Below are 20,698 nucleotides of genomic sequence, written 5' to 3'. Positions count from 1 at the left end.
GATCAGATCATCGTGGTGAAACGATTACTTGATGGCCCAGTAGACGTCATAGGTACCGTCCTGCGTAAACGACTTGTCCACGCCGCCCTTCCAGGACTCGTACGGACGTTCGGTCACGTCGTTGCCGCCGGTGGCAGACCAGGCACGCAGGGAGCTGCGGACGGCGTCCAGGCCGGCCATATGGCCTGCGTAGGTAGCAAATGCCGAACGGTGTGCCTTGGTGCGCTCGTACTTCACCGGAGCTTCGGACGGGATGTTGAGCTTCAGCTCTTCACCCGTTGCGGCAACCGGTGTCGCATCGACAGGTGCAGCAGCTGCTGCGGCGTCGTCCTTCTTGGCGTCGGTCTTGGCGGTGTCGGTCTTGGCATCGGCCTTCGGCGCGCCACCGGCACGCTTGCGGACCGGCTGCACGACGTCGAACGCGTACTTGTCGCTGGCAAAGTCGGTGGTGACGATCCGAACCGGACCAGCAGCTTCCAGACCATTGGCGTCCATCACGCGCTTGATCCACTCCTGGTTGTCCTTGATCGACTTCTTGATCGTCTCGTTATCACGATCGATATTGCCCGCGGTGACGACCAACAGGTCCTCGGCCGGCACATCGACGATCTTGAGATCGCTCAACACCGGCTTGCCGTCCAGCTGCGCGCGGTAGTCGAAATTCGGCACGGTGGCCAATGCGGTTGCCAGACGCGACAGTCCCAGCTTCAGGTCGTCGCCCACGTGGCGGCTGACATACAAGCCCGCATAACGACCGAACAGGTTCCAGCCGTACTTGACGCTGTAGTCCTGGGTGATCTTGACGTTCTTGTTGTTCTTGCCGGTCGGAGCCAGAGTGAAATTGGTGACCTTGTCGTAGCCCTTGGTGGGATCTTCGATCGCGATCTCAACACGCTCGTTCTTGACGGTGTTTTTAATTTCCCAGCTGCCGCTGCCGATATAGCCCTCGGTGGAGCTGTATTCGACGCGTGCACCCTTGCCCTCTTCCGGGCCGGCCAGCTTCAGCTGGATCTTCGGGTCACGCAGCACAAGCGGGTTCCAATCCTTGAAACGACGGAAGCTGTTCACGGTGTCGTAAACAATCGTCATTCTGCGGTTGGTCTCAACACTCTCGGACATCTGCCGCTCCGAGGGCAACACCAAGCCCACCACGACAAACAAGCCAGCCACGATCCCCAAGGCGATCAGGAACTCGATAATACGGGTCATTCAGGAGGTCTCCGGGGCCGATCCCACGGCCGGGTTGAGTGAAGCGAAGCCACCATCCTAGCAGGCTTCGAGAAAGATGTTCAGTTGTGCGACGGGTAGCGCGGTCTTGCGGTGTCATTTAGCGCACGCGGCGCTGTTGCGGAACTGCGCAATCCCAGTCTGTACAAGGGTTTGCGCCAATTGCGCGCAGTCATCATGCACATCGCGCGCTGCGTGCGTGTGATGCCGCGTTAGCCAAAGGCATTGAGGGGTGTGTCACCGCCCCACTCGGCGCAACGCAACCGCATAAAAATGCATGCAGGACCGCGATACCGCATCGCGCAGCAATCGCCGTGCAGGGCGGCATTGCGTTACGACAGCAATGCCGTCAGACGCGCTGCAGCTCGAACGTCTTGAGCACCGCACAGGTGCGGTCGCGCACGCCCAACTTGGACAGGGTGAGCAGGCGCTGCCTGCAAGCCGCAGGCTTAGGCGCCCGCGAACGCCCGGCGCGCTGCGCCGGGCGGGACATCCTGCCGTCAGACCAGCTGCAGCTCGAACGCCTTGAGCACCGCACAGGTGCGGTCGCGCACGCCCAGTTTGGACAGGGTGAGCAGGCGCTGCCTGCAAGCCGCAGGCTTGCGCGCCCGCGAACGCCCGGCGCGCTGCGCCGGGCGAGACATCCTGCCGTCAGACCAGCTGCAGCTCGAATGCCTTGAGTACCGCGCGGGTGCGGTCGCGCACGCCCAACTTGGACAGGATGTTGGACACGTGATTCTTGATGGTGCCCTCAGCCACGCCCAGCGAATTGGCGATTTCCTTGTTGGAAAAGCCACTCGCCATCAGCCGCAGGATCTCGGTCTCGCGATCGGTGAGCGGATCGGGCCGGTCCAGGCTGACGAACTCGTTACGCATGTGCTCCAGGCCCGAGAGCAGGCGCTGGGTGACCGCCGGCTGCACCAGCGAGCCGCCGTCGGCCACGGTGCGGATCGCACCGACCAGCTGTTCCAGCGACACGTCCTTGAGCAGATAGCCCTTGGCGCCGGCCTTGAGCCCGGCCAGCACCAGTTGGTCGTCGTCGAAGGTGGTCAGGATGATGGTCGGCGGCAGCGTGCCGTTGCGCGAGAGCATCTGCAGGGCTTCCAGGCCGGACATCACCGGCATGCGCATGTCCATCAGCACCACGTCCGGCTGGATCTGCGGAATCTGCTCCACCGCCTGCTTGCCGTCCGAGGCCTCGGCCACCACCTCGATGCCGTTGTCCAGCGCCAGCAGCGAGCGGATCCCCTGGCGCACCAGGGTTTGGTCGTCGACCAGGCACACACGGATCATCAGAACACTCCTTGAGTAACGGCCGCAGGCATCAGTGCCGGCGCGCCTGGAACGCAGATGCGCAGGCCGAAGCCGTCGCCGCGCCGGGTTTGGATTTCCAGCTTGCCACCATACTGGTTGAGCCGTTCACGCATGCCGCGCAGTCCGTTGCCGGGCGCCACCGCATCGGCGCCATGGCCGTCATCGCGGGCGTCGATCAGCACGGTATCCGCATCGCGCCGCACCTGGATCCACAGATTGCGCGCGCCGGCGTGGCGCACCGCGTTGGTGATGATTTCCTGGGTGCAGCGCAGCAGCACGTGCGCCCGCTCGGGGTCGTCCAGGGTCAGCGGCTGGGCGATATCCAAATGGATGTCCAGCGACGGGACCTGGGTCACCAGTGGGCGCAGCGCCGCTTCCAGATCGATGGCACCGCTGTCGCGCAAATGGCTGACCGCCTCGCGCACATCGGTGAGCAGCAGCTTGGCCAGGGTGTGCGCCTGACGCACGTGTTCCTGCGCCTGGCCATCGGTGATGTGGCCGGCCACTTCCAGGTTTAGGCTGAGCGCGGTGAGATGGTGACCGAGCAGATCGTGCAGCTCGCGCGAGATGCGGGTGCGCTCGTTGATGCGTGCGCTTTCGGCCAGCAGCGCGCGGGTGGCGCGCAGTTCGGCGTTGAGCCGGCGCTGTTCTTCTCGTGCATCGGTCTGCTGGCGCGCCACCAGACTGGTCACGAAAATGAACATCGAGAAACCGCCGTACAACAACGACTGCATCAGCGCAGCGAACAAAGTGAAATCCGGGCGCAAGTAATAGAAGACCGGCAGCACAGCCAGCTGGCTGAGCACCAACCAAGCCACGCCAATGCGCAGCGGCAGCAACCAGGGGATCACACCGGCGGCCACCATCATCAGGATGCTGCCCAGCCCGGTTCCGCTTAGATAGCTGACCGCCAGCGCGAAGATCGTGAGCAGCAGCAGGATCAGCCGATCGTACCAATGGGCGTGTCCGCCACCGCTCAAGCCACGGGTCAGCCAGAAGTAGCTGGCGCCAAATCCGACGAAAACCGTCGACATCAGCAGACCTTCCGCCGCACTGCGGTGGTCGCCCTCTTCGGCAGCGGGCCAATACGTGTACACCAACGGCATGGCGATCATCGCCCAGGTGAACAGGCCGGCGAAGCGCAGGACGCGCGTATGACTGAGGTATCCCAACATGCTGGCATCTTAGGCCCAAGCGCCGCCGCTGCCCTCTTGCCGGAAGTCATGCATGCACGTGTTCGCCTGCACGTACCTGCCGGCCGGGCCGGGTTTGCGCATGCGCGTTGCCCTGCGCGAAGGCGACTTGCGCGCCGGGGCGCACGCGGCAGGTCGCCGCTTCAGGCCACGCATGTAATAATCCGACGCAGATCCGATTTCGGATCGAGAGCGTTACCCCACGGAGTCCCAATGTCGATCGTCATCCGCGACGTGCGCGAGCACGAGCTCGATTCCGTCCTGGCCCTGAACAACAATGCCGGACTGGCGATCCTGCCGCTGGATTCAAACAAGCTGCAACGCTTCTACGAACAGGCCGAATATTTCCGCGTCGCCGAGCGCGACGGCAACCTGGCCGGCTTCCTGGTCGGGTTCGGTAGCGGCAGTGCCCATGACAGCAGCAACTTCGCCTGGTTCCGGGACCGTCATCCGGAATTCTTCTATATCGACCGCATCGTGGTCGCCAGCCGCCGTCGCGGCGGTGGCGTCGGGCGTGCGTTCTATGCCGATGTGCAGAGCTACACCGAGTTGCGCTACCCGCAGCTGGCCTGCGAGGTGTTCCTGGACCACGGCGCCGATGCGGCGTTGCTGTTCCATGGCAGCTTCGGCTTCCGCGAGGTCGGCCAGAACACCATGCCCGACGTGGAAGTGCGCGCGAGCATGCTGATGAAAGACATGAGCAGCTATCCGTGGGTCAAGGAGACCTATGGCGGCAAGTTGCCCGAAGAATTGCCGTGGGTCGGCCGGCCGCGGCATGCCGCCGCCACCGACAACCCATCGACGGGGAGCTGAGTGTGTCGAGTGTGAATGTGGATTTTGAACAGGCCGGCGAACTCAAGATCGGCCAGGTGGGCATTGCCAACCTGCGCGTGCGGACGCTGGATGTGCCGCGCCTGGTGCAGGAAATGCGCGAGCGCGTGACCCGCGCACCCAAGCTGTTCGGCCGGGCGGCGGTGATCCTGGATTTCGGCGGCCTCTCGCAGGTGCCGGACGTGGCCACCGCCAAGGCGCTGCTGGATGGCCTGCGCGATGCTGGCGTGCTGCCGGTAGCGTTGGCTTACGGCACCAGCGAGATCGACCTACTGTCGCAACAACTCGGCGTGCCGCTGTTGGCAAAGTTCCGCGCGCAATACGAGCCGACCGCGGTCAGCCCACCGCCTCCACCGCCGCCGGCGGCACGCGCCGAACCCGCAGCGCCGGCCGCGCGCCCGGCGCCGGGCCGCATGCAACGCAATGCGGTGCGTTCGGGCCAGCAGCTGTATGCGGAAAACTGCGACCTGACCGTACTCAATACGGTCGGCGCCGGGGCGGAGGTCATCGCCGACGGCAGCATCCATATCTACGGTACCCTGCGTGGCCGCGCTCTGGCCGGCGCGCAGGGCAACCCGGACGCGCGCATCTTCTGCCGCGACTTCCACGCCGAACTGGTCGCCATCGCTGGCCACTACAAGGTGCTGGACGATGTTCCCATGGACCTGCGTGGCAAGGCCGTCCAGGTCTGGCTGGAGCAGGATCAGATCAAGATCGCTGCGCTTGATTGACGCGGCCCAACCACAGAAATATTCGGAGAAATCCTTTGGCTGAAATCATCGTAGTCACCTCCGGCAAGGGCGGCGTCGGCAAGACCACCACCAGCGCGAGCCTGGCCTGCGGGCTGGCACGGCGCGGCAAGAAGGTCGCCGTCATCGACTTCGACGTCGGTTTGCGCAACCTGGACCTGATCATGGGCTGCGAGCGGCGCGTGGTGTACGACTTCGTCAACGTCGTGCATGGCGAAGCCACGCTCAAGCAGTCGCTGATCAAGGACAAGCGATTCGACAACCTGTACGTGCTGGCTGCCTCGCAGACCCGCGACAAGGATGCGCTGACCCAGGACGGCGTGGAGAAGGTGCTCAAGGACCTGGCCGCCGACGGCTTCGAGTACATCGTCTGCGATTCGCCGGCCGGCATCGAAAAAGGCGCGTTCCTGTCGATGTATTTCGCCGACCGCGCCGTAGTGGTGGTGAACCCGGAAGTGTCCTCGGTGCGCGACTCCGACCGCATCATCGGCCTGCTCGATTCCAAGACCCGCAAGGCCGAAGAAGGCAAGACGGTACCGGCGTTCCTGTTGCTGACCCGCTATAGCCCGGGCCGCGTGGAAGGCGGCGAGATGCTCAGCATCACCGACGTGGAAGAAGTGCTGGGGCTCAAGGCCATCGGTGTGATCCCCGAGTCCGGCGACGTGCTCAACGCCTCCAACAAGGGCGAGCCGGTGATCCTGGATGGCGAGTCCCCGGCCGGCCAGGCCTACGACGACGCGGTCGCACGCATCATGGGCGAAGAGCGCCCGATGCGATTCATATCCGTGGAGAAGAAAGGCTTCTTCAGCAAGCTGTTCGGAGGCTAAGCATGGGCCTGCTCGATTTTCTCAAGAGCAAGAAGAACACCGCCGAGACGGCCAAGAACCGCCTGCAGATCATCATTGCGCAGGAGCGCAACCACCGTGGCGGGCCGGATTACCTGCCGCTGCTGCAGCGCGAATTGCTGGAAGTGATCAAGAAGTACGTCAACATCGATGCCGATGCGGTGCGGGTGGATCTGGTCAAGGACGGCGAGCACGACGTGCTGGATATTTCAGTCGCCCTGCCGGAAGACGGCGACAAGTAACGCGGTCATTGCCGCCAGCGTGCAGCCCGTAGACGCTTGCGCGCTGTGTGGCGGTCGCCGCATTGTCCTCCTGACGGTACCGTGTTCGCACGGTGCCGTTTTGGTTTCTGCCCCACTACGCGCCATTGCGGCGCGCCCGACCGCGAGCCACTGCGCGTGATTCCACATCCTGCTTCCGCGTCCGATGCTTCCGCTGTGCTGTGCGTGGCCGATATCGGCCTGGACGCACCGGCAGCCTTGCTTGGCCGGTATGGCCTGCGCCTGAATCGCGTGGACGCTGACGCGCCGATTCCTGGCAGTTTCTGGGGCGAACCGGAAGCGGGCATCATCGGCTGCGATGTCTATGTGCGCGACGACACGCCGGTGCATTCGATGCTGCATGAAGCCGGGCACCTGATCGTGCTGCCTGCCGACAAACGCGCCGCCGTACATACCGATGCCACCGATTCGGTGGATGAAGAAGACGCCACCTGCTACCTGCAGATTCTGCTGGCCGACCAGTTACCGGGCGTGGGCAGTGCGCGGCTGATGGCCGACATGGATGCCTGGGGCTATACCTATCGACTGGGGTCCACCCGTGCCTGGTTCGAGCAGGATGCGGAGAACGCGCGCAGCTGGTTGCACGAACGCGGGCTGCTGCCGGTCTGAGCTGGCTGCATGATGGTGCGGTGCGCGCTGTGGCGCCCACCAAGGGGCAAGACGCTTGCATGGCTTGGGGTGCAGGCTGAGGACTATTGCCTGTGCCTGCAGATCAACGTGCGCGATCAGCATGCCGTCGCAGCGTGCGCCGTGCGCTGCACCGTCTTGCGATGCAGGCAGTGCGCACGCTGAGGGCTATGCGTGTGTGGGCTCGATCGCGGCCACGGCACCGAACAGATCCAGCGTCGCGACGGTGCCCTGCCCTGCATCGGATTCCAGGCTCAGTTTCCAGCCCAGGTGCTCGCACAGCCGCCCGATCAGTTCCAGACCGATGCCGTTGCCCTGCCGTGCATTGCCGCGCGCCAGGCGTGCGTAGATCGCGCTGATCTCTTCCGGCGTCATGCCGTGGCCCGGGTCGGCGATGCGTACCATGCCGGGCGCCGATAGGGTGATGCGGATAATGCCGCGGTCGCTGTTTTCGATCGCATTGCGCAGCAGATTGCCGATGGCGGTCTGCACGATGGCGACCGGGGCGGTGAGGCTGCATGGCGGCAACGGGTCGATGACCAGCTGCAGATCCTTGTCTGCGCACAGATGCGCGTGGTCGGCGACGATGTCCGGGATCAGATGATCCAGCCGCAACGTATCGCTGCTGCCCACCAGCCGGCTTGGGTCTTTCGCCAGCACCAGCAACAAGGTGATCAGTTGCTCTACCGATGCGCTGGTCTGTGCGATGCGCTGCAATTGATGGCGCACCGCCGGCGGCGTGCCGGGTTGCTCCAAGGCCAGTTCCACCGCATTGCCGATCACCGCAATCGGCGTGCGCAGCTCGTGGCTGGCGCTGTCGATGAAGGCGCGTTCGCGCTCGACGAACTGGCCGTTGCGCTCCAGATAATCGTTGAGCGCATCGGCGATGACGTACAACTCGGCGCTGCCCTGCGCGCCCACGGCAATCTGTTGCGCACGGCGTTCCGGACGCAGCGCACCGATGTCGCGGGCCAGCTTCACCAACGGGCTCACCAATCGGGCCATTGCGTAAGCGCCCATCAGCAAGGTGATGCCGATCAGCGCGATCCCGGCGGCCAGCATCCAGCGGGTGAGGAATTTTTCCAGCGCTTCGAAATCGGTGATATCCAGCACCAGCACGAGGCGACCCGCATGCGGCGTGTCGCGCACCATCAACGCGCTCGGGCGGCCATCGACGTCACGCTCATGCAGGCCGGGATGCAAGGTGCGTAACAACGGCGGCACGGGCTTGCTGCCATCGAGACGATACAACCGCAAGGTGTCCGAATCCTGCCAGTGGTAACCGGGACTTTGCGCGCTGCTGTCCAGGATGCTGTCCAGTTCCGAGTTGAGCAGCGAGCGCCACACGCCATGCTCGGCGCGCTCGTGCAGGTATTGCGCGGTGCCGAACACCGCCAACGTCATCAGCAAGGTGTAGCCGAACAACCACACCATGACCCGACGTCCCAACGGGCGCGGCTTAGCCATCGGCGCGATCGCTGCTCGTCGGTTCGCTGGCGCCATCGAGTTCTGCCAAACGGTAGCCGAGCCGTGGCAGGGTATGGATCAGCTTCTGCGCGAACGGGCCGTCCACGCTGCGGCGCAATTCGTAGATATGCGAGCGCAGCATGTCGCCGTCGGGCGGGTCGTCGCCCCACAACGATTGTTCCAGGCGCTGCCGGGTGACGGCGGCCGGGCTGGCCTGCATTAACACTTCCAGCAATTTGCGGCAGGCCGGGTACAGGTGCAGTACCTGCCCGTCGCGGGTGGCCTCCAGGGTGGCCAGATCCAGGCGCAGATCGGCCACCTGCAACAGCTTGCCGCGGCGGCGGCCATGTGCACGCGCAAGCAAGGCCTCGATGCGCACTTCGAGCTCGGGCAGCGCGAACGGCTTGGTCAGGTAATCGTCCGCCCCGGCGCGGAAGCCGGCGATCTTGTCCGGCAATTCGTCGCGCGCGGTCAGCATGATCACCGGCAGTTCGGACTGATGCTGCTCGCGCAGGCGGCGCAACACCTCCGGCCCGTCCATGCGCGGCATCATCCAGTCCAGCACCAGCACGTCGTACTGCTGGGTGGTGGCCAGATGCAGGCCGGTAACGCCATCGGGCGCTGCGTCCAGGGTATGCCCGCGCGCTTCGAAATAGTCGAACAGGTTGGCAACCATGTTGCGGTTGTCTTCGATGACCAGCAGCCGCATGGCGGTTTCCAGAACAGCCCGACAGGGACGGTTTGCGCATCCTAACCGAGCCGAGCCGAACCCGACCGCTCCAAGCGGCTCGGCGCGCGTTCCGACAAAACTCCGACCTGCTTGCCAGCTATCGTTCGGCCCCTTTTAATCGGGGCATGCACTTGTCGGCTGCCAGCTCTGCCTCTCTCCCTCATCGGCGCGCGTTGCTTGCCGCGTTGCTGCTGATCGTCGTCAGCCTGCTGGCCGGGCTCGGGCTACGCCAACCCAATCCGCCGGATGAGCCGCGCTTTGTGCTGGCCGCACGCACCATGGTCGAAAGCGGCCATTGGCTGCTGCCGCACCGTGGCAGCGAGCTGTACGCGGAAAAGCCACCGGTGTTCATGTGGCTGCAGGCGGCGAGTTATGAGCTGGTGCCGCACTGGTCTGTCGCGTTTCTGTTGCCCTCGCTGCTGGCCGCGCTGGCAACGCTGTGGCTGACCTGGGACATGACGCGCCGGCTGTGGAACCGGCGCGTGGCCGGCTACGCGGTGCTGGCGTTATTTGCGGTGCTGCAGTTCGGCTTGATGGCCAAACGTGCGCAGATCGACATGGTGCTGGTGGCGCTGACCACGCTGTCGCTGTGGGGGCTGCTGCGGCATGTGCTGCGCGGGCCGGACTGGCGCGCGTGGACGCTGGGCCTGTTCGCCGCTGGCGTCGGCACGGTGACCAAGGGCGTCGGCTTCCTGCCGCTGCTGCTGTTGCTGCCGTGGATGGCGCTGCCGCGCCGGCATTGGAGCGTGCTGCCGGCGCGGGCGCAGGCCGGGCGCAGCTGGCTGCTGGTACTGCCGGCGTTTTTGGCTGGCACCGCAGTCTGGCTGGGGCCGCTGGGCATCGCGCTGCTGCACAGCGACGACCCGCAATTGCACGCTTACGCGCATGAGCTGCTGTTCAAGCAAACCGGCACGCGTTACGCGCACGCCTGGCATCACGTCAAACCGTTCTGGTACTACCTGCAAGTGATCGCCACGCTGTGGCTGCCGGGCTGCCTGTTGTTGCCGTGGCTGCTGCCGGCGTGGTGGCGGCGGCTGCGTCGCGGCGACCCGCGCTATGTGCTGCTGCTGGCGTGGAGCGTGCTGGTGCTGCTGTTCTTCAGTGCCAGCCCGGGCAAGCGCGAGGTCTACATCTTTCCAATGCTGCCCGCGCTGTGCGTGGCAGCGGCGCCGTTGCTAGCCGGGCTGCTGCGCCGTCGCGGTGTCCGCGTGCTGCTCACCGGCTATGTGCTGCTGCTCGCACTTGCCGGCCTGGTCCTGGGTGCCGGCATTGCGCTGCATCTGCACTGGGCCGAAAACACCGCGCTGAAGCGCGGCATGGAGCTGGCGTCGTTGCAGTCGGTGGGTTTCTGGCTGATCGGCCTTGGCATCGTCGGCGTGGCGGCGCTGGCGTGGTCGCGCGGTCGTCGCGCTGGCACCGCGGTGGTGGTCATGACGGCGGCGCTGTGGAGCGTGTACGGCCTGGGCTTGATGCCCGCGCTGGACCCTTACAGTTCGTCCGCGCGGCTGATGCAGCGCGTCGGCCAGCGTATCGGCCCGGATGCCGAGCTGGGCATGCTGGCCTGGCGCGAGCAGAACCTGCTGCAGGTCGACCGCGCGGTGACCGATTTCGGCTTCAAGGCGAGTTGGCAGCAGCAATGGGACAAGGCAGGCCCTTGGCTTGCGCAGGCGCCAGAAAAACGTTGGTTGTTCGTGCTCAAGCAGGCTGTACCGGCGTGCATCGATCCGGCGCAACGCATCGATATCGGCGAATCCAATCGCAATCAATGGCAATTGGTGCCAGGCACCGCGTGGCACGCCGGTTGCATCACCACGGCGTCCGACAGCGAACAAACCGGTAGCGACGGCGACACAGACTGAACGCTTGGTGTCGGGTTAACGGCTGGGCAACTTCAGTCCGACCGCTCTCCGACATCCGGGTTTCGAAGATGCCGGGCAATGACACAGGCCGACATCTCGATGAGCACGCTTCCCGTCCACGCGCCAGTTTTGGCGCGCACCGCCCGTGATGTGCAGGCGCGCTTCTTCGTTCGCCATCTGTGGATGCCGCTGGCGGCTGTGCTGTTGGTCAGCGCGTTGTTGATGGGCGCGGGCGGCGACCAGTGGATTGCCGATGCGCTGTATCGGCTGGAAGGCGGGCACTGGCTGCTCAAGGACCACTGGTTTACCAGTGGCGTGATTCATCGCATCGGCAGAGGGTTGAGTACCGCTGCGGGTGTCAGCGTCGTGATTCTGGCGGTGGCTGCCTGGTGCAGGCCGCGTTTGCGCGTGCTGCGTTGGCCCCTCACCTATCTAGCCGCATCGATCGCGTTGTCGACCTCGCTGGTGTCGTTGCTCAAGTCGTGGACCGCAATGGATTGCCCGTGGGATCTGAGCCGATATGGCGGCACGCAGGCGATGATCGGCTTGTTCGAATCGCGCCAGGGCATTGCCGCGTCCGGTTGTTTTCCGGCGGGCCATGCCAGTGCCGGGTATGCGTGGGTCGCACTGTATTTCTGTGCGTTGTCGCTGCGTCCTGCGTGGCGCGTTCCAGGTTTATTGATAGGGCTGGCAGCAGGTCTCGTTTTCGGCGTTGCGCAGCAACTGCGCGGCGCGCATTTCCTCTCGCACGATGTATGGTCGCTGGCAGTGTGCTGGCTGACGGCACTGGGGTTGTACTGCGTGATGCTGGCTCGGCCACATCGCACGTCTGATTCGATGTTGCCATCGGGGGATGCAGCATGAGCACCTGGTTACCGGAACCGCGCGGGCGCACCAGCACGCGCGCGCTGACATGGAGTACTCGGCCGATCGTGTCGACCGAAGCGCTGGTGTTGCTGGCGAGCGTGTTTTTCGCGTTGGTATGCAATCAGCTGTTCTGGCGCACGGCAATGGCCACGCACCCGGGAAGTATCGGGTTTGCCATTTCGTTGATGGCGCTACTGGTCGCCGTGCACGCGCTGTTGTTGGGTCTGCTGGTGTGGCGCTGGAACGCCAAACCGCTGTTGACCCTGCTGCTGTTCACCACCGCGCTGGCTGCGCACTACATGGACAGCTACAACGTCTATCTGGATGCGGACATGCTGCGCAACGTGCTGCATACCGACCACAAGGAATCGCGCGAGCTGCTCACGCCGGGGCTGATTTTTCCGCTGCTGTGCTACTTCCTGATTCCCACCGTGCTGCTGTGGCGTACGCGCTTGCGTGCACGCAGCATGGGCAAGTCGCTGCTGGTGCGGGTCGGCTTCTTGCTGGCGGTAGCGGTGGTGGGTGCCGCCGGCACCATGCTGTCATCGCAGGATATCTCAGCGTTGATGCGCAATCACCGCGAAGTGCGCTACCTGGCCACGCCGATCAACTACATCGTCGCACTGCGCCAGAACCTCAAGTCCGATTCGCCGATCAAGCGTGCGCCCAAGCAGCCGATCGAACATGACGCCATCGCCACGCCGCGCGCTGCTGGCAGCCGCCCGCGTCTGTTGCTGCTGGTGCTGGGCGAAACAGCACGTGCGCAGAACTGGGGCCTCAGCGGCTATGCGCGCCAGACCACGCCGGAACTGGCGCAGGCAGGCGTGATCAATTTCCCGGACATGCATTCGTGCGGCACCAGCACCGAAGTGTCCGTGCCCTGCATGTTTTCACCGTTCGGCCGCCGTGATTACAACGAAGACATGATCCGCGGCCACCAGTCGTTCTTGCACGTGCTTGAACACGCCGGCATCTCCACGCTGTGGCGCGACAACCAGTCCGGCTGCAAGGGCGTGTGCGAGGGGCTGGAGATCCAGAAGCTGGACGATGCCACCACGCCGGAGCTGTGCGCCGATGGCCGTTGCATGGACGAAATCCTGTTGCGCGATCTGGCGGCGCAAGTGCGTGCCAAGCCCGGCGACCGCGTGGTGGTGCTGCATCAACTCGGCAGCCACGGCCCCAGCTATTTCGAACGTTACCCGGCGCAGTTCGAGCGCTTCAAGCCGGTGTGCAAGACCGCTGATCTGGGTAGCTGCAGCCGTCAGAGCATCGTCAACGCCTACGACAACTCCATCGGCTATACCGATCATTTCCTCAATCAGGCCATCCATACATTGCGTGGTTTGTCCGACTACGACACCGCGATGATCTATCTCTCCGATCACGGTGAGTCGCTGGGCGAGAAGGGCCTGTATCTGCATGGCGTGCCGTATGCCATCGCACCGAAGGAGCAGACCCACGTACCAATGGTGATGTGGTTCTCGCCGGAGTTTGCGCGCGACCGTGGCCTGGATGAGGCCTGCCTGCGCCATCGCGCCGGGCAATACACCGATCAGGACGCGCTATTCCCCTCGGTGCTGGGCCTGATGCAGGTCAAGACCAGCGTGTATGCACGCGAACGCGACGTGTTTGCGCCGTGCACGGGGAAAGGTTGAGCGTTCCGGACCGCCAACGGCGGGATCCATTGCCGCTGCGTGGCATCCGCACCGGCACCGCTTGCCCATGAAGCACCGCTTGCCCTGAAGCCTCGCGCGCTCTAGCCTTCGCCGGACTTCACTGCAAGGACCACCCGTGAATCCTCGTCTGCTGTTGCTGGCATTGGCTGTGGCCGCCGGCACGTTATCGCTGTCGGCCTGCCGCAAGGATGCCCCGCCGCCAGCCAAACCGGCAGCGACCAACACCGCGCCTGCCGAAAGCGCCGACCAGTTCGTCGCGCGCATCAGCGCCGAGTACAAGGCCGCCTACCCGGAAGTCACTGCCGCGCAGTGGCTGTCGTCGACCTACATCAACGGCGACTCGCAGCTGCTGGCCGCAAAGGCCAACGAGCGTTCGCTGGCGCAGCTGGATCGCTGGATCGAACAATCCAAGCAGTACGTCGGTACGCCGATGTCGGCAGACAGCGCACGCGCACTGCAGCTGCTCAAACTGATGAGCGCCCTACCCGCACCGCGCGACCCGGCCAAACTGGCTGAACTCACCCGCATCGCCGCCAAGATGGAAGGCGACTACGGCGCCGGGAGTTACTGCGTGGGCGATGGCGAACAACGCCGCTGCCGCCAGCTCGGCGAGCTGGAACAAGTGCTGGCCAGCAGCCGCGACTACACCGAACAACTCGATGCCTGGCAGGGCTGGCATAGCACCGCCCAGCCGATGCGCAAGGACTACCAGCGCTTTGTCGAGCTGGCCAACGAAGGCGCGCGCGGCAACGGCTTTGCCGATGTCGGGGTGATGTGGCGCAGCGGCTACGACATGCCGCCGGCGCAGTTGGCCAGCGAGACCGACCGGTTGTGGGAGCAAGTCAAACCGCTGTATGCGCAGCTGCAGTGCTACGCGCGCGGCAAGCTCGATACGCAGTACGGCAAGGACAAGGGCGAAGTGGCCGGCGGTCTGTTGCCGGCGCATTTGATGGGCAATATGTGGCAGCAGGACTGGAGCAATCTGTGGGATCTGCTGCAGCCCTACCCCGGCGCCGGCGATCTGGACATCACCTCCGCGCTGGAAAAACAGTACCAGGGCAATCTGAGCGCGGTACTGGCGCGTAACACCGGCGGCGACGGCGGGACGGCGGCACGCTTCAATGCCGAGCGCGAGGCGCAACTGCGCACCGCCAAACAGATGACCGAGCGCGCGCAGGATTTCTACACCTCGCTGGGTATGCCCAAGCTTCCCGACACCTATTGGCAACGCTCGCAGTTCATCAAGCCGCTGGACCGCGATGTGGTCTGTCATGCCAGCGCGTGGGACATGAACATGGGCGGCGAGCCGAACCAGAACATCGGTGCCGATGTGCGCACCAAGATGTGCATCAAGCCCACCGAAGAAGACTTCACCACCATTTATCACGAGCTCGGCCACATCTATTACGACCTGGCCTACAACCCGCTGCCGCCGCTGTTTCAGAACGGCGCCAACGACGGCTTCCACGAAGCGATCGGCGACACCATCGTGCTGGCGATGACGCCCAAGTATCTGCAGTCGATCGGCATGGTCGGCGAACAGCAGGCCGGGCGCGAAGCGTTGATCAACTCGCAGATGCGCATGGCCTTGAGCAAGGTCGCCTTCCTGCCGTTCGGCTTGATGATCGACCGCTGGCGCTGGGGCGTGTTCGATGGCTCGATTCCGCCGGAGCGCTACAACCAGGCCTGGTGGGAACTCAAGGCCAAGTACCAGGGCGTGGCGCCGGTGACCGCGCGCGGCGAAGACTTCTTCGATGCCGGCGCCAAATATCACGTGCCGGGCAATACGCCGTACACGCGCTATTTTCTGGCGCATATCCTGCAGTTTCAGTTCTACAAGGGCCTGTGCGATGCGGCCGGGCATCAAGGCCCGCTGTACGAGTGCAGCTTCTACGGCAACAAGGATGCAGGGCAGAAATTCTGGTCGATGTTGCAACGTGGATCGAGCCAGCCCTGGCAGACCACGCTGAAGGAACTCACCGGCAGCGAGAAACTCGACGCCGGCCCGATGCTGGAGTACTTCGCACCGATGAGCGAATGGCTCAAGCAGCAGAATCAGGGCCAATTGTGCGGCTGGCAGGCAACCGCGCCTGCTGCCGCGAGCAACGCGCCTGCGCCTGCCGCATTGCGCTGACTCGCCACTTTGCCTGCGGCATGCGGCGGCCATCACCCAGGCCGCCGCATAACATTCCTTTGATAAACGCCTAAAACGCTGCCGATATACTGCGCGCCCGCTGCCCAGGCGCAGCATGCAGGAAGCATCCCAATGAGCAACGCCTCCACCGGCCCGGACGCGCGCGATGTGGACCGCAACAAGCAGGTCATCGACGACGCGAACGATCGCGCATTCAACCCGACCTATAGCAGCTCCAACAGCGAATACGCGGCGAAAGTTGGGAGCAGCACCGTCTCGGTCAACCCGGCAGAACAGTCGGCCAAGTATGCGCAGACCAGCGAGCAGAACAGCGGCAGCCCGACGCAGCCGTTAGGCCAGACCAGCCTGCGTGGCGGTGGCTCGCTGAGCGCAGGCAGTCTCAGCGATGCCGACGCAAAGACCACCACTTTCAGCCTTGAGGCCGACGCGCAGACCGGCCAGCAGCAACGTCTGCAATCCACGCTCGGCGACAGCAAGCTGAGCATCGAGGCCGGCGCCAGTGCCGGGCAGCGCATGCGCTACGCATTGACGCTGCCCGGTGTGGACCAACCGCTAGAGGCCGCCAGACAGGTGAATCCGCTGCAGCCGGAGAGCCTTCCGATCGGCGCGCGCGCGGTGATGGACACCCAAACCTTTGTGCAGAGCGAATCTTCGGCGAGTCTGCGAGGGCTCACCACGCAGAGCAAGATCACCGAAGCCAGCGGCCGCAGCTACATGATCGAACGCGTCGACGAGCGCCACGTGCGTGTGGTGACCGGGCCGAACGCGGCCATCGAGGCGGTGAATGCGCTTGGCGTCAAGGCCGGACCGGCGCAGGCCCTGCTCGGGCGCGCCGACTCCCTGGGCCAGTCGCAAGTGCACAGCGCGCAGTTCGATCTGGCTGATCCGCGTGCGCGCGCGGCCATGGGCGAGTTCGTCCGCGAAGGCAAGCTTGCACCGGGCGTGCCCGGCGTCGATGAGATGCAGACGCTGGAGCGCATCAATTTCAGCTCGCAGCAGCGTCTGCAGCTGGAACTGGGCCCGCTCAGCGCCGATGTTGCCGGCAACCGCAACCAAGGCAGCCAGGTGCGCATCAGCACGCCGGGCCAGGACGGCTACGCCGTGGTGCAGCAGCTGCAATACGGCGACAACGTGCCGCTGACGATCGTGCGCCAGTACGACGGCAACGCTGCCGAACGCGTGGAGCAGCGCAGCTACCGTTTCGAGATCGATGGCGATGTGGCGGCGCCGGGCTTGTTGCAGCGCCTGGGCGGGCGCAACGAGGCCAGTGAGGAAAAGGCGATCGCGCAGACGCTTAACAGCGCGTTGAGCGGCGAGATGACAGGCACCGGCGCGATCGCGCCAGGACAGAAGACCACGCTGGAATTCAGCGAGGCACAGATGCAGGCGCTGCTGGAACAGACGCGCACCAGCGCCGACGCCAGCAAGATCGGCGGCAGCGCGCTGACCTCACTGGTCGGCGACCGCAACGCCCCGGCGCAGTCGCAGTCGCAGTCGCAGTCGCAGTCGCCAGAGCAGTTTGCGATCGCGATGGCCCGCAATGTAGGTGGATCGCCTTATGGGTTCGCCGAGCGGCTGCAGCGTATCGCCGACGGCGCCGACGGGAAATACGACGGCCAGCTGCAGCGTGTGGATGCCACCGTGCTGCCGCGGCCGGCGGACGCCGCCCAGGCACTGCCGGACCCGCGCGATCCAGCGCATGCGGATCATGCCCTGCTGCAGCAATGCACGGCAGCAGTGGAGCGCCTGCAAGCGACACCCGGCCCCGCGGCCGGCATGGACAGCGAACGCCTGGCCATGGGGTCGGTGGTGGCCGCACGCGAGCATGGCTTGCAGCGGGTCGATCACGTGGTGCTCGGCAACGATCCGGCGCGTGGTTTCGTGGTGCAGGGAGCACTCGACTCGCCAGCGCATCTACGGGGCAGCTTCGATGCCAAGGCCGCGCAGGAAGAGCCCGTGGCCGCCAGCCTGCAACGCCTGCAGGCACTGGAACCAGGCACGGAGCGCGATGCCGCTGCGCAGGCGCAGGTGTTGCAGCAGGAAACGCAGCGACAGGCGCAGGCGCGCTGAGCGCGCGCGCTGGTCGGTCGCACGTGATTGCGCAGGTCGACAAACTCCGATCACGTGCGGCCAGCCGCCGTGTCGGCACAGCGTGCTGGATCGGGAGGTACCGCCGGCTCGCGCGCACCTGATGCTGCGCGCCACGTGATGGGCCATCTGTGGCGCCAATGATCGCCCTGCAGCGTTTTCGATGGATGGCGATCTGCGCCAGTGCGAGCGGATGCATCGCGGCGGCTGCGGCGCTGCTGCTGTTCCTGCGGCACCTGGTGATCGCGTTTTGCTGGGACGCGCCTGGGCTGACCGCCTCGGCCATCAGCACTTACTTGCATCGTTCTTTTGCCTGCATCGCGCATTGGCGCCTGACCACTGACACCGCACTGGTGGTGATGACGATGGTGACCGTGCTGCTGGCGTGCGGTTGGATGCTTTGCCGCCTACTACGGCGCGGCGCCCAAGAGCAGCTAACAAAATGACTCCATAGCCGCCAGGCGCGCGCGGCCAGTGCTCGGTGCGGGATGTACCACGCGTACATGTCGGTTCTGAGCGCGCCGTCCACACTCACCTGACGACTGCTCGCCACGTTCTGTTAGCCACTCTAAGCAGCAGACAAGCGACGGAGGTGACGCTCGCGCCCGTGCAGTGGGCGCAGGCGAGTGATCCGTTCGCAACTCCACGCGCCAACGAAGGCGCTCAGCGAACGTACTTCAGTTGAGCTTCGCGCCACCCTGCAAGCGCTCGCTCAACCGGGCCTTGAACTGTTCGAACTCCATACCATCGGCCTGGGCCTCGGCATGCGCGGCATCTTTCAGCGCGTCCGAGTAGGTCAGGCGCACGGGGGTGCCCTGGCGTTCGTGCAGTTCGGCGGCGCGCATGATCAGCGTCAACACCTGCGCGGCGCTGGTGCTTTCGCCAGCGATGCGGCCATCCATGCCCAGCACCCATTCGCCGTCGCGGCGGACGATGCCGGCCAGCAGCGTGCGTTGCTGGTCGCGCAGTTCGGCATGCGCTTCGATCGGCGATTCGGCCGTGGCCTTGGCGGCGGCCTGGTTGCGCTGGCGCTCGGTTGCACGCTTGCGGGCATCGCGGCGCAACTTGGAATCGGTGGACATGCAGGCTCCTGTAGGGTCAAAGATGGTCGGCCGGCTCCAGAGGCACTGCCTCGGTGGCCTGGCGGTGCCGCAGACGGCGGCCGCTGCGGCGCTCCCAGCGCCAGAATAGCCAGCCCAGCAGGAAAAAACCGGTCATGCCGATCGCCAGATGCCGGGGGTGTTCACTGAGCAGCGGCGACAGCACCCCGGCTACCACCGTGTTGGTCATCAACTGGGTGAAGGCCTGCAGCGACGACGCCAGGCCGCGCTGCTGCGGGTACATGTCTAGCACCGCCAGTGCCAGGATCGGGAAGATCAACGCCATGCCGACACCGGCCAGAAAGATCGGCAGCACCGCCCATGGCAGCGCGATCTGCGCCACCGACAAGGTATAGCCCAGGTTGGCGAGCGCGGCCACGCCGCAGCAGATGAAGCCGATGCGGATCTGCCGCACCGGGTTCATCTGTCCGGCCATGCGCCCGGACAAAAACGAGCCCAGCGTCATGCCGCCGATGGTGGGAATGAACAACCAGGCAAAGTCGCCTTCGCCCAGATGCAGGTGCTGCATGATCAGCACCGGCGCCGAAGCGATGTACAAAAAAATGCCGGCGAAGTTGAACGCACCGGCCGCCGCCAGGCGCTGGAAGCGCGGGTTGAAGCCGATCCGCACGTAGTCGTGCAGCAAGCGCTTGAGCTGCAGCGGCGTGCGCGCTTCCACCGGGTGGGTTTCCGGCAGCCAGAGCATCGTCGCGATCAGTAGCACCAGCCCGAACACCATCAGAAACCAGAAGATCAGCGGCCAGCCGGCGCCGCTGAGCAGGATCCAGCCGCCGATGATCGGCGCGATGGCCGGCGCGATGCCGAAGATCATCGACACCTGGCTCATCAGCCGTTGCGCGTCCGGGCCATGGAACAGGTCGCGGATCACCGCACGGCCGACGATCATGCCGACGCCGGCCGACAGGCCCTGCAACGCGCGAAAAGCCAGCAGCGTGGGCAGATCCTGCGACAGCGCGCAGCCGATCGAGCCCGCGATGAACAGCACCAGCCCGCCCAGGATCACCCGCTTGCGGCCCCAGGCGTCGGAGAGCGGCCCATGCGCGATGCTCATCACCCCGTAAGCCAGCAGGTAGACGCTGATGGTCTGCTGGATCGCCACCTGGTCCACCGCCAGGCTGCGGCTGAGCCGCGAGAACGCCGGGAAGATGGTGTCGATGGAGAACGGGCCGAACATCGCCAGCCCGGCGAGCAGCAGCGCCATGCGACGGGTGGAAGGCGTGGTGGGGGTCATGCAGGAATCCGAAACGTGGTGCATCGGGGGACGCACGCCGGCATCCGCGAGTTGCGGCGCCGGGATGAGCACAAGGGAGAAGATGATAGGCGCTCGCCGTTGCAAGGTTAAGCAGACGCAAGTGCGGCAACCAAGGTGCGATCGGCCCGGGGGTTGCGCCAGGTGGCGCAGGCCCACGCTATAATCGGCCCGGCAACACGGTGGGAGAAGCGGCACTGCCGCTGCCGAAGGCGCAACAGCCCGTAATCGCTCAGGCCCGATACCATCCGCAGTACAACTCTGGAGAGACCGGCCGATGCCGGCGCCGAAGGGGCACGGAACGCAGGCAGGCCAATGGCCAGGCCGCGTTTTTAAACTCTCAGGCAAAAGGACAGAGGGGCGCGAGGAAGACCGTCGCTGCGGCGGGTCGCGGTGCGCTGTGCGCGCCGGGCCGGCCA

Annotated in this window: 19 protein-coding genes, 1 other RNA gene and 1 riboswitch; of the genes, 12 read left to right on the top strand and 8 right to left on the bottom strand. The window is 65.1% G+C overall.

The features are described from left to right. Nucleotides 1-24: 24 nt before the first annotated feature. The 4 genes from ACZZ0O_RS12435 to ACZZ0O_RS12420 all read right to left on the bottom strand — a co-directional run bounded on the left by ACZZ0O_RS12435 (nucleotide 25) and on the right by ACZZ0O_RS12420 (nucleotide 3,716). Nucleotides 25-1,209, bottom strand: coding sequence for a polyketide cyclase (locus ACZZ0O_RS12435; protein ID WP_055845596.1), 1,185 nt, complete (start codon nucleotides 1,207-1,209; stop codon nucleotides 25-27). Between the two features lie 518 nt (nucleotides 1,210-1,727). After that, entirely contained in the window at nucleotides 1,728-1,871 is a 144-nt protein-coding gene (locus ACZZ0O_RS12430) for a transcriptional regulator (RefSeq protein ID WP_115527308.1), read from the bottom strand. 7 nt (nucleotides 1,872-1,878) lie between these two features. Next, nucleotides 1,879-2,520 (bottom strand): response regulator, encoded by a 642-nt coding sequence (locus ACZZ0O_RS12425; RefSeq protein ID WP_005990002.1) that lies wholly within the window; start codon nucleotides 2,518-2,520, stop codon nucleotides 1,879-1,881. Then, a complete protein-coding gene (locus tag ACZZ0O_RS12420) occupies nucleotides 2,520-3,716 on the bottom strand; it encodes a sensor histidine kinase (protein ID WP_463590901.1) in 1,197 nt (398 codons plus the stop codon). Before ACZZ0O_RS12420 ends, ACZZ0O_RS12425 begins: the two co-directional genes overlap by 1 nt. Nucleotides 3,717-3,947: 231 nt before the next feature. Between ACZZ0O_RS12420 and ACZZ0O_RS12415 the strand changes: the two genes are divergently transcribed. From ACZZ0O_RS12415 to ACZZ0O_RS12395, 5 genes are all read left to right on the top strand, one after another. After that, on the top strand, nucleotides 3,948-4,547 hold the full coding sequence (locus ACZZ0O_RS12415; protein WP_055845605.1) for a GNAT family N-acetyltransferase: 600 nt from the start codon (nucleotides 3,948-3,950) through the stop codon (nucleotides 4,545-4,547). A gap of 2 nt (nucleotides 4,548-4,549) precedes the next feature. After that, a complete protein-coding gene (gene minC, locus ACZZ0O_RS12410; RefSeq protein ID WP_055845608.1) occupies nucleotides 4,550-5,296 on the top strand; it encodes a septum site-determining protein MinC in 747 nt (248 codons plus the stop codon). A 35-nt stretch (nucleotides 5,297-5,331) separates the two neighbouring features. Then, a complete protein-coding gene (minD, locus tag ACZZ0O_RS12405; RefSeq protein ID WP_055845610.1) occupies nucleotides 5,332-6,141 on the top strand; it encodes a septum site-determining protein MinD in 810 nt (269 codons plus the stop codon). 2 nt (nucleotides 6,142-6,143) lie between these two features. After that, nucleotides 6,144-6,401 carry a cell division topological specificity factor MinE gene (gene minE / locus ACZZ0O_RS12400; protein ID WP_005994583.1) on the top strand — a complete coding sequence of 86 codons (258 nt, stop codon included), beginning with the start codon at nucleotides 6,144-6,146 and terminating at the stop codon, nucleotides 6,399-6,401. 150 nt (nucleotides 6,402-6,551) lie between these two features. Continuing rightward, nucleotides 6,552-7,049 carry a hypothetical protein gene (locus ACZZ0O_RS12395; RefSeq protein WP_463592445.1) on the top strand — a complete coding sequence of 166 codons (498 nt, stop codon included), beginning with the start codon at nucleotides 6,552-6,554 and terminating at the stop codon, nucleotides 7,047-7,049. A 186-nt stretch (nucleotides 7,050-7,235) separates the two neighbouring features. Here ACZZ0O_RS12395 and ACZZ0O_RS12390 read toward each other — a convergent pair whose 3' ends face one another. Together ACZZ0O_RS12390 and ACZZ0O_RS12385 are read right to left on the bottom strand one after the other, a co-directional pair. After that, nucleotides 7,236-8,534 (bottom strand): sensor histidine kinase, encoded by a 1,299-nt coding sequence (locus ACZZ0O_RS12390; protein WP_115553257.1) that lies wholly within the window; start codon nucleotides 8,532-8,534, stop codon nucleotides 7,236-7,238. Then, nucleotides 8,527-9,243, bottom strand: coding sequence for a response regulator transcription factor (locus ACZZ0O_RS12385; RefSeq protein ID WP_055845616.1), 717 nt, complete (start codon nucleotides 9,241-9,243; stop codon nucleotides 8,527-8,529). The genes ACZZ0O_RS12390 and ACZZ0O_RS12385 overlap by 8 nt, the downstream gene beginning before the upstream one ends. A gap of 146 nt (nucleotides 9,244-9,389) precedes the next feature. Between ACZZ0O_RS12385 and ACZZ0O_RS12380 the strand changes: the two genes are divergently transcribed. From ACZZ0O_RS12380 to ACZZ0O_RS12350, 7 genes are all read left to right on the top strand, one after another. Then, nucleotides 9,390-11,123 (top strand): ArnT family glycosyltransferase, encoded by a 1,734-nt coding sequence (locus ACZZ0O_RS12380; RefSeq protein ID WP_463590900.1) that lies wholly within the window; start codon nucleotides 9,390-9,392, stop codon nucleotides 11,121-11,123. A 99-nt stretch (nucleotides 11,124-11,222) separates the two neighbouring features. After that, a complete protein-coding gene (locus ACZZ0O_RS12375; protein ID WP_463590899.1) occupies nucleotides 11,223-11,987 on the top strand; it encodes a phosphatase PAP2 family protein in 765 nt (254 codons plus the stop codon). Next, entirely contained in the window at nucleotides 11,984-13,645 is a 1,662-nt protein-coding gene (locus ACZZ0O_RS12370; protein WP_463590898.1) for a phosphoethanolamine transferase, read from the top strand. Before ACZZ0O_RS12375 ends, ACZZ0O_RS12370 begins: the two co-directional genes overlap by 4 nt. Before the next feature lie 136 nt (nucleotides 13,646-13,781). After that, the gene (locus ACZZ0O_RS12365) at nucleotides 13,782-15,800 is read left to right on the top strand and encodes a M2 family metallopeptidase (protein WP_463590897.1); all 2,019 of its coding nucleotides are present in this window, start codon (nucleotides 13,782-13,784) and stop codon (nucleotides 15,798-15,800) included. Between the two features lie 132 nt (nucleotides 15,801-15,932). Next, nucleotides 15,933-17,891, top strand: coding sequence for an XVIPCD domain-containing protein (locus tag ACZZ0O_RS12360; RefSeq protein ID WP_463590896.1), 1,959 nt, complete (start codon nucleotides 15,933-15,935; stop codon nucleotides 17,889-17,891). Nucleotides 17,892-18,049: 158 nt separating this feature from the next. Next, on the top strand, nucleotides 18,050-18,355 hold the full coding sequence (locus tag ACZZ0O_RS12355) for a hypothetical protein (RefSeq protein WP_463590895.1): 306 nt from the start codon (nucleotides 18,050-18,052) through the stop codon (nucleotides 18,353-18,355). A gap of 42 nt (nucleotides 18,356-18,397) precedes the next feature. Beyond that, a non-coding RNA gene (locus ACZZ0O_RS12350) (sX9 sRNA) lies at nucleotides 18,398-18,474 on the top strand. A gap of 112 nt (nucleotides 18,475-18,586) precedes the next feature. Here the strand turns inward: ACZZ0O_RS12350 and ACZZ0O_RS12345 are convergent. Next, nucleotides 18,587-18,991, bottom strand: coding sequence for a hypothetical protein (locus ACZZ0O_RS12345; protein WP_055845632.1), 405 nt, complete (start codon nucleotides 18,989-18,991; stop codon nucleotides 18,587-18,589). 16 nt (nucleotides 18,992-19,007) lie between these two features. After that, entirely contained in the window at nucleotides 19,008-20,261 is a 1,254-nt protein-coding gene (locus ACZZ0O_RS12340; RefSeq protein ID WP_463590894.1) for a multidrug effflux MFS transporter, read from the bottom strand. A 269-nt stretch (nucleotides 20,262-20,530) separates the two neighbouring features. Then, a riboswitch (glycine riboswitch) is annotated at nucleotides 20,531-20,645 on the top strand. Nucleotides 20,646-20,698 lie beyond the last annotated feature (53 nt).

The sequence above is a fragment of the Xanthomonas sp. AC360 genome, assembly GCF_979258225.1.
This window is presented reverse-complemented; position numbering and strand designations above follow the sequence as displayed.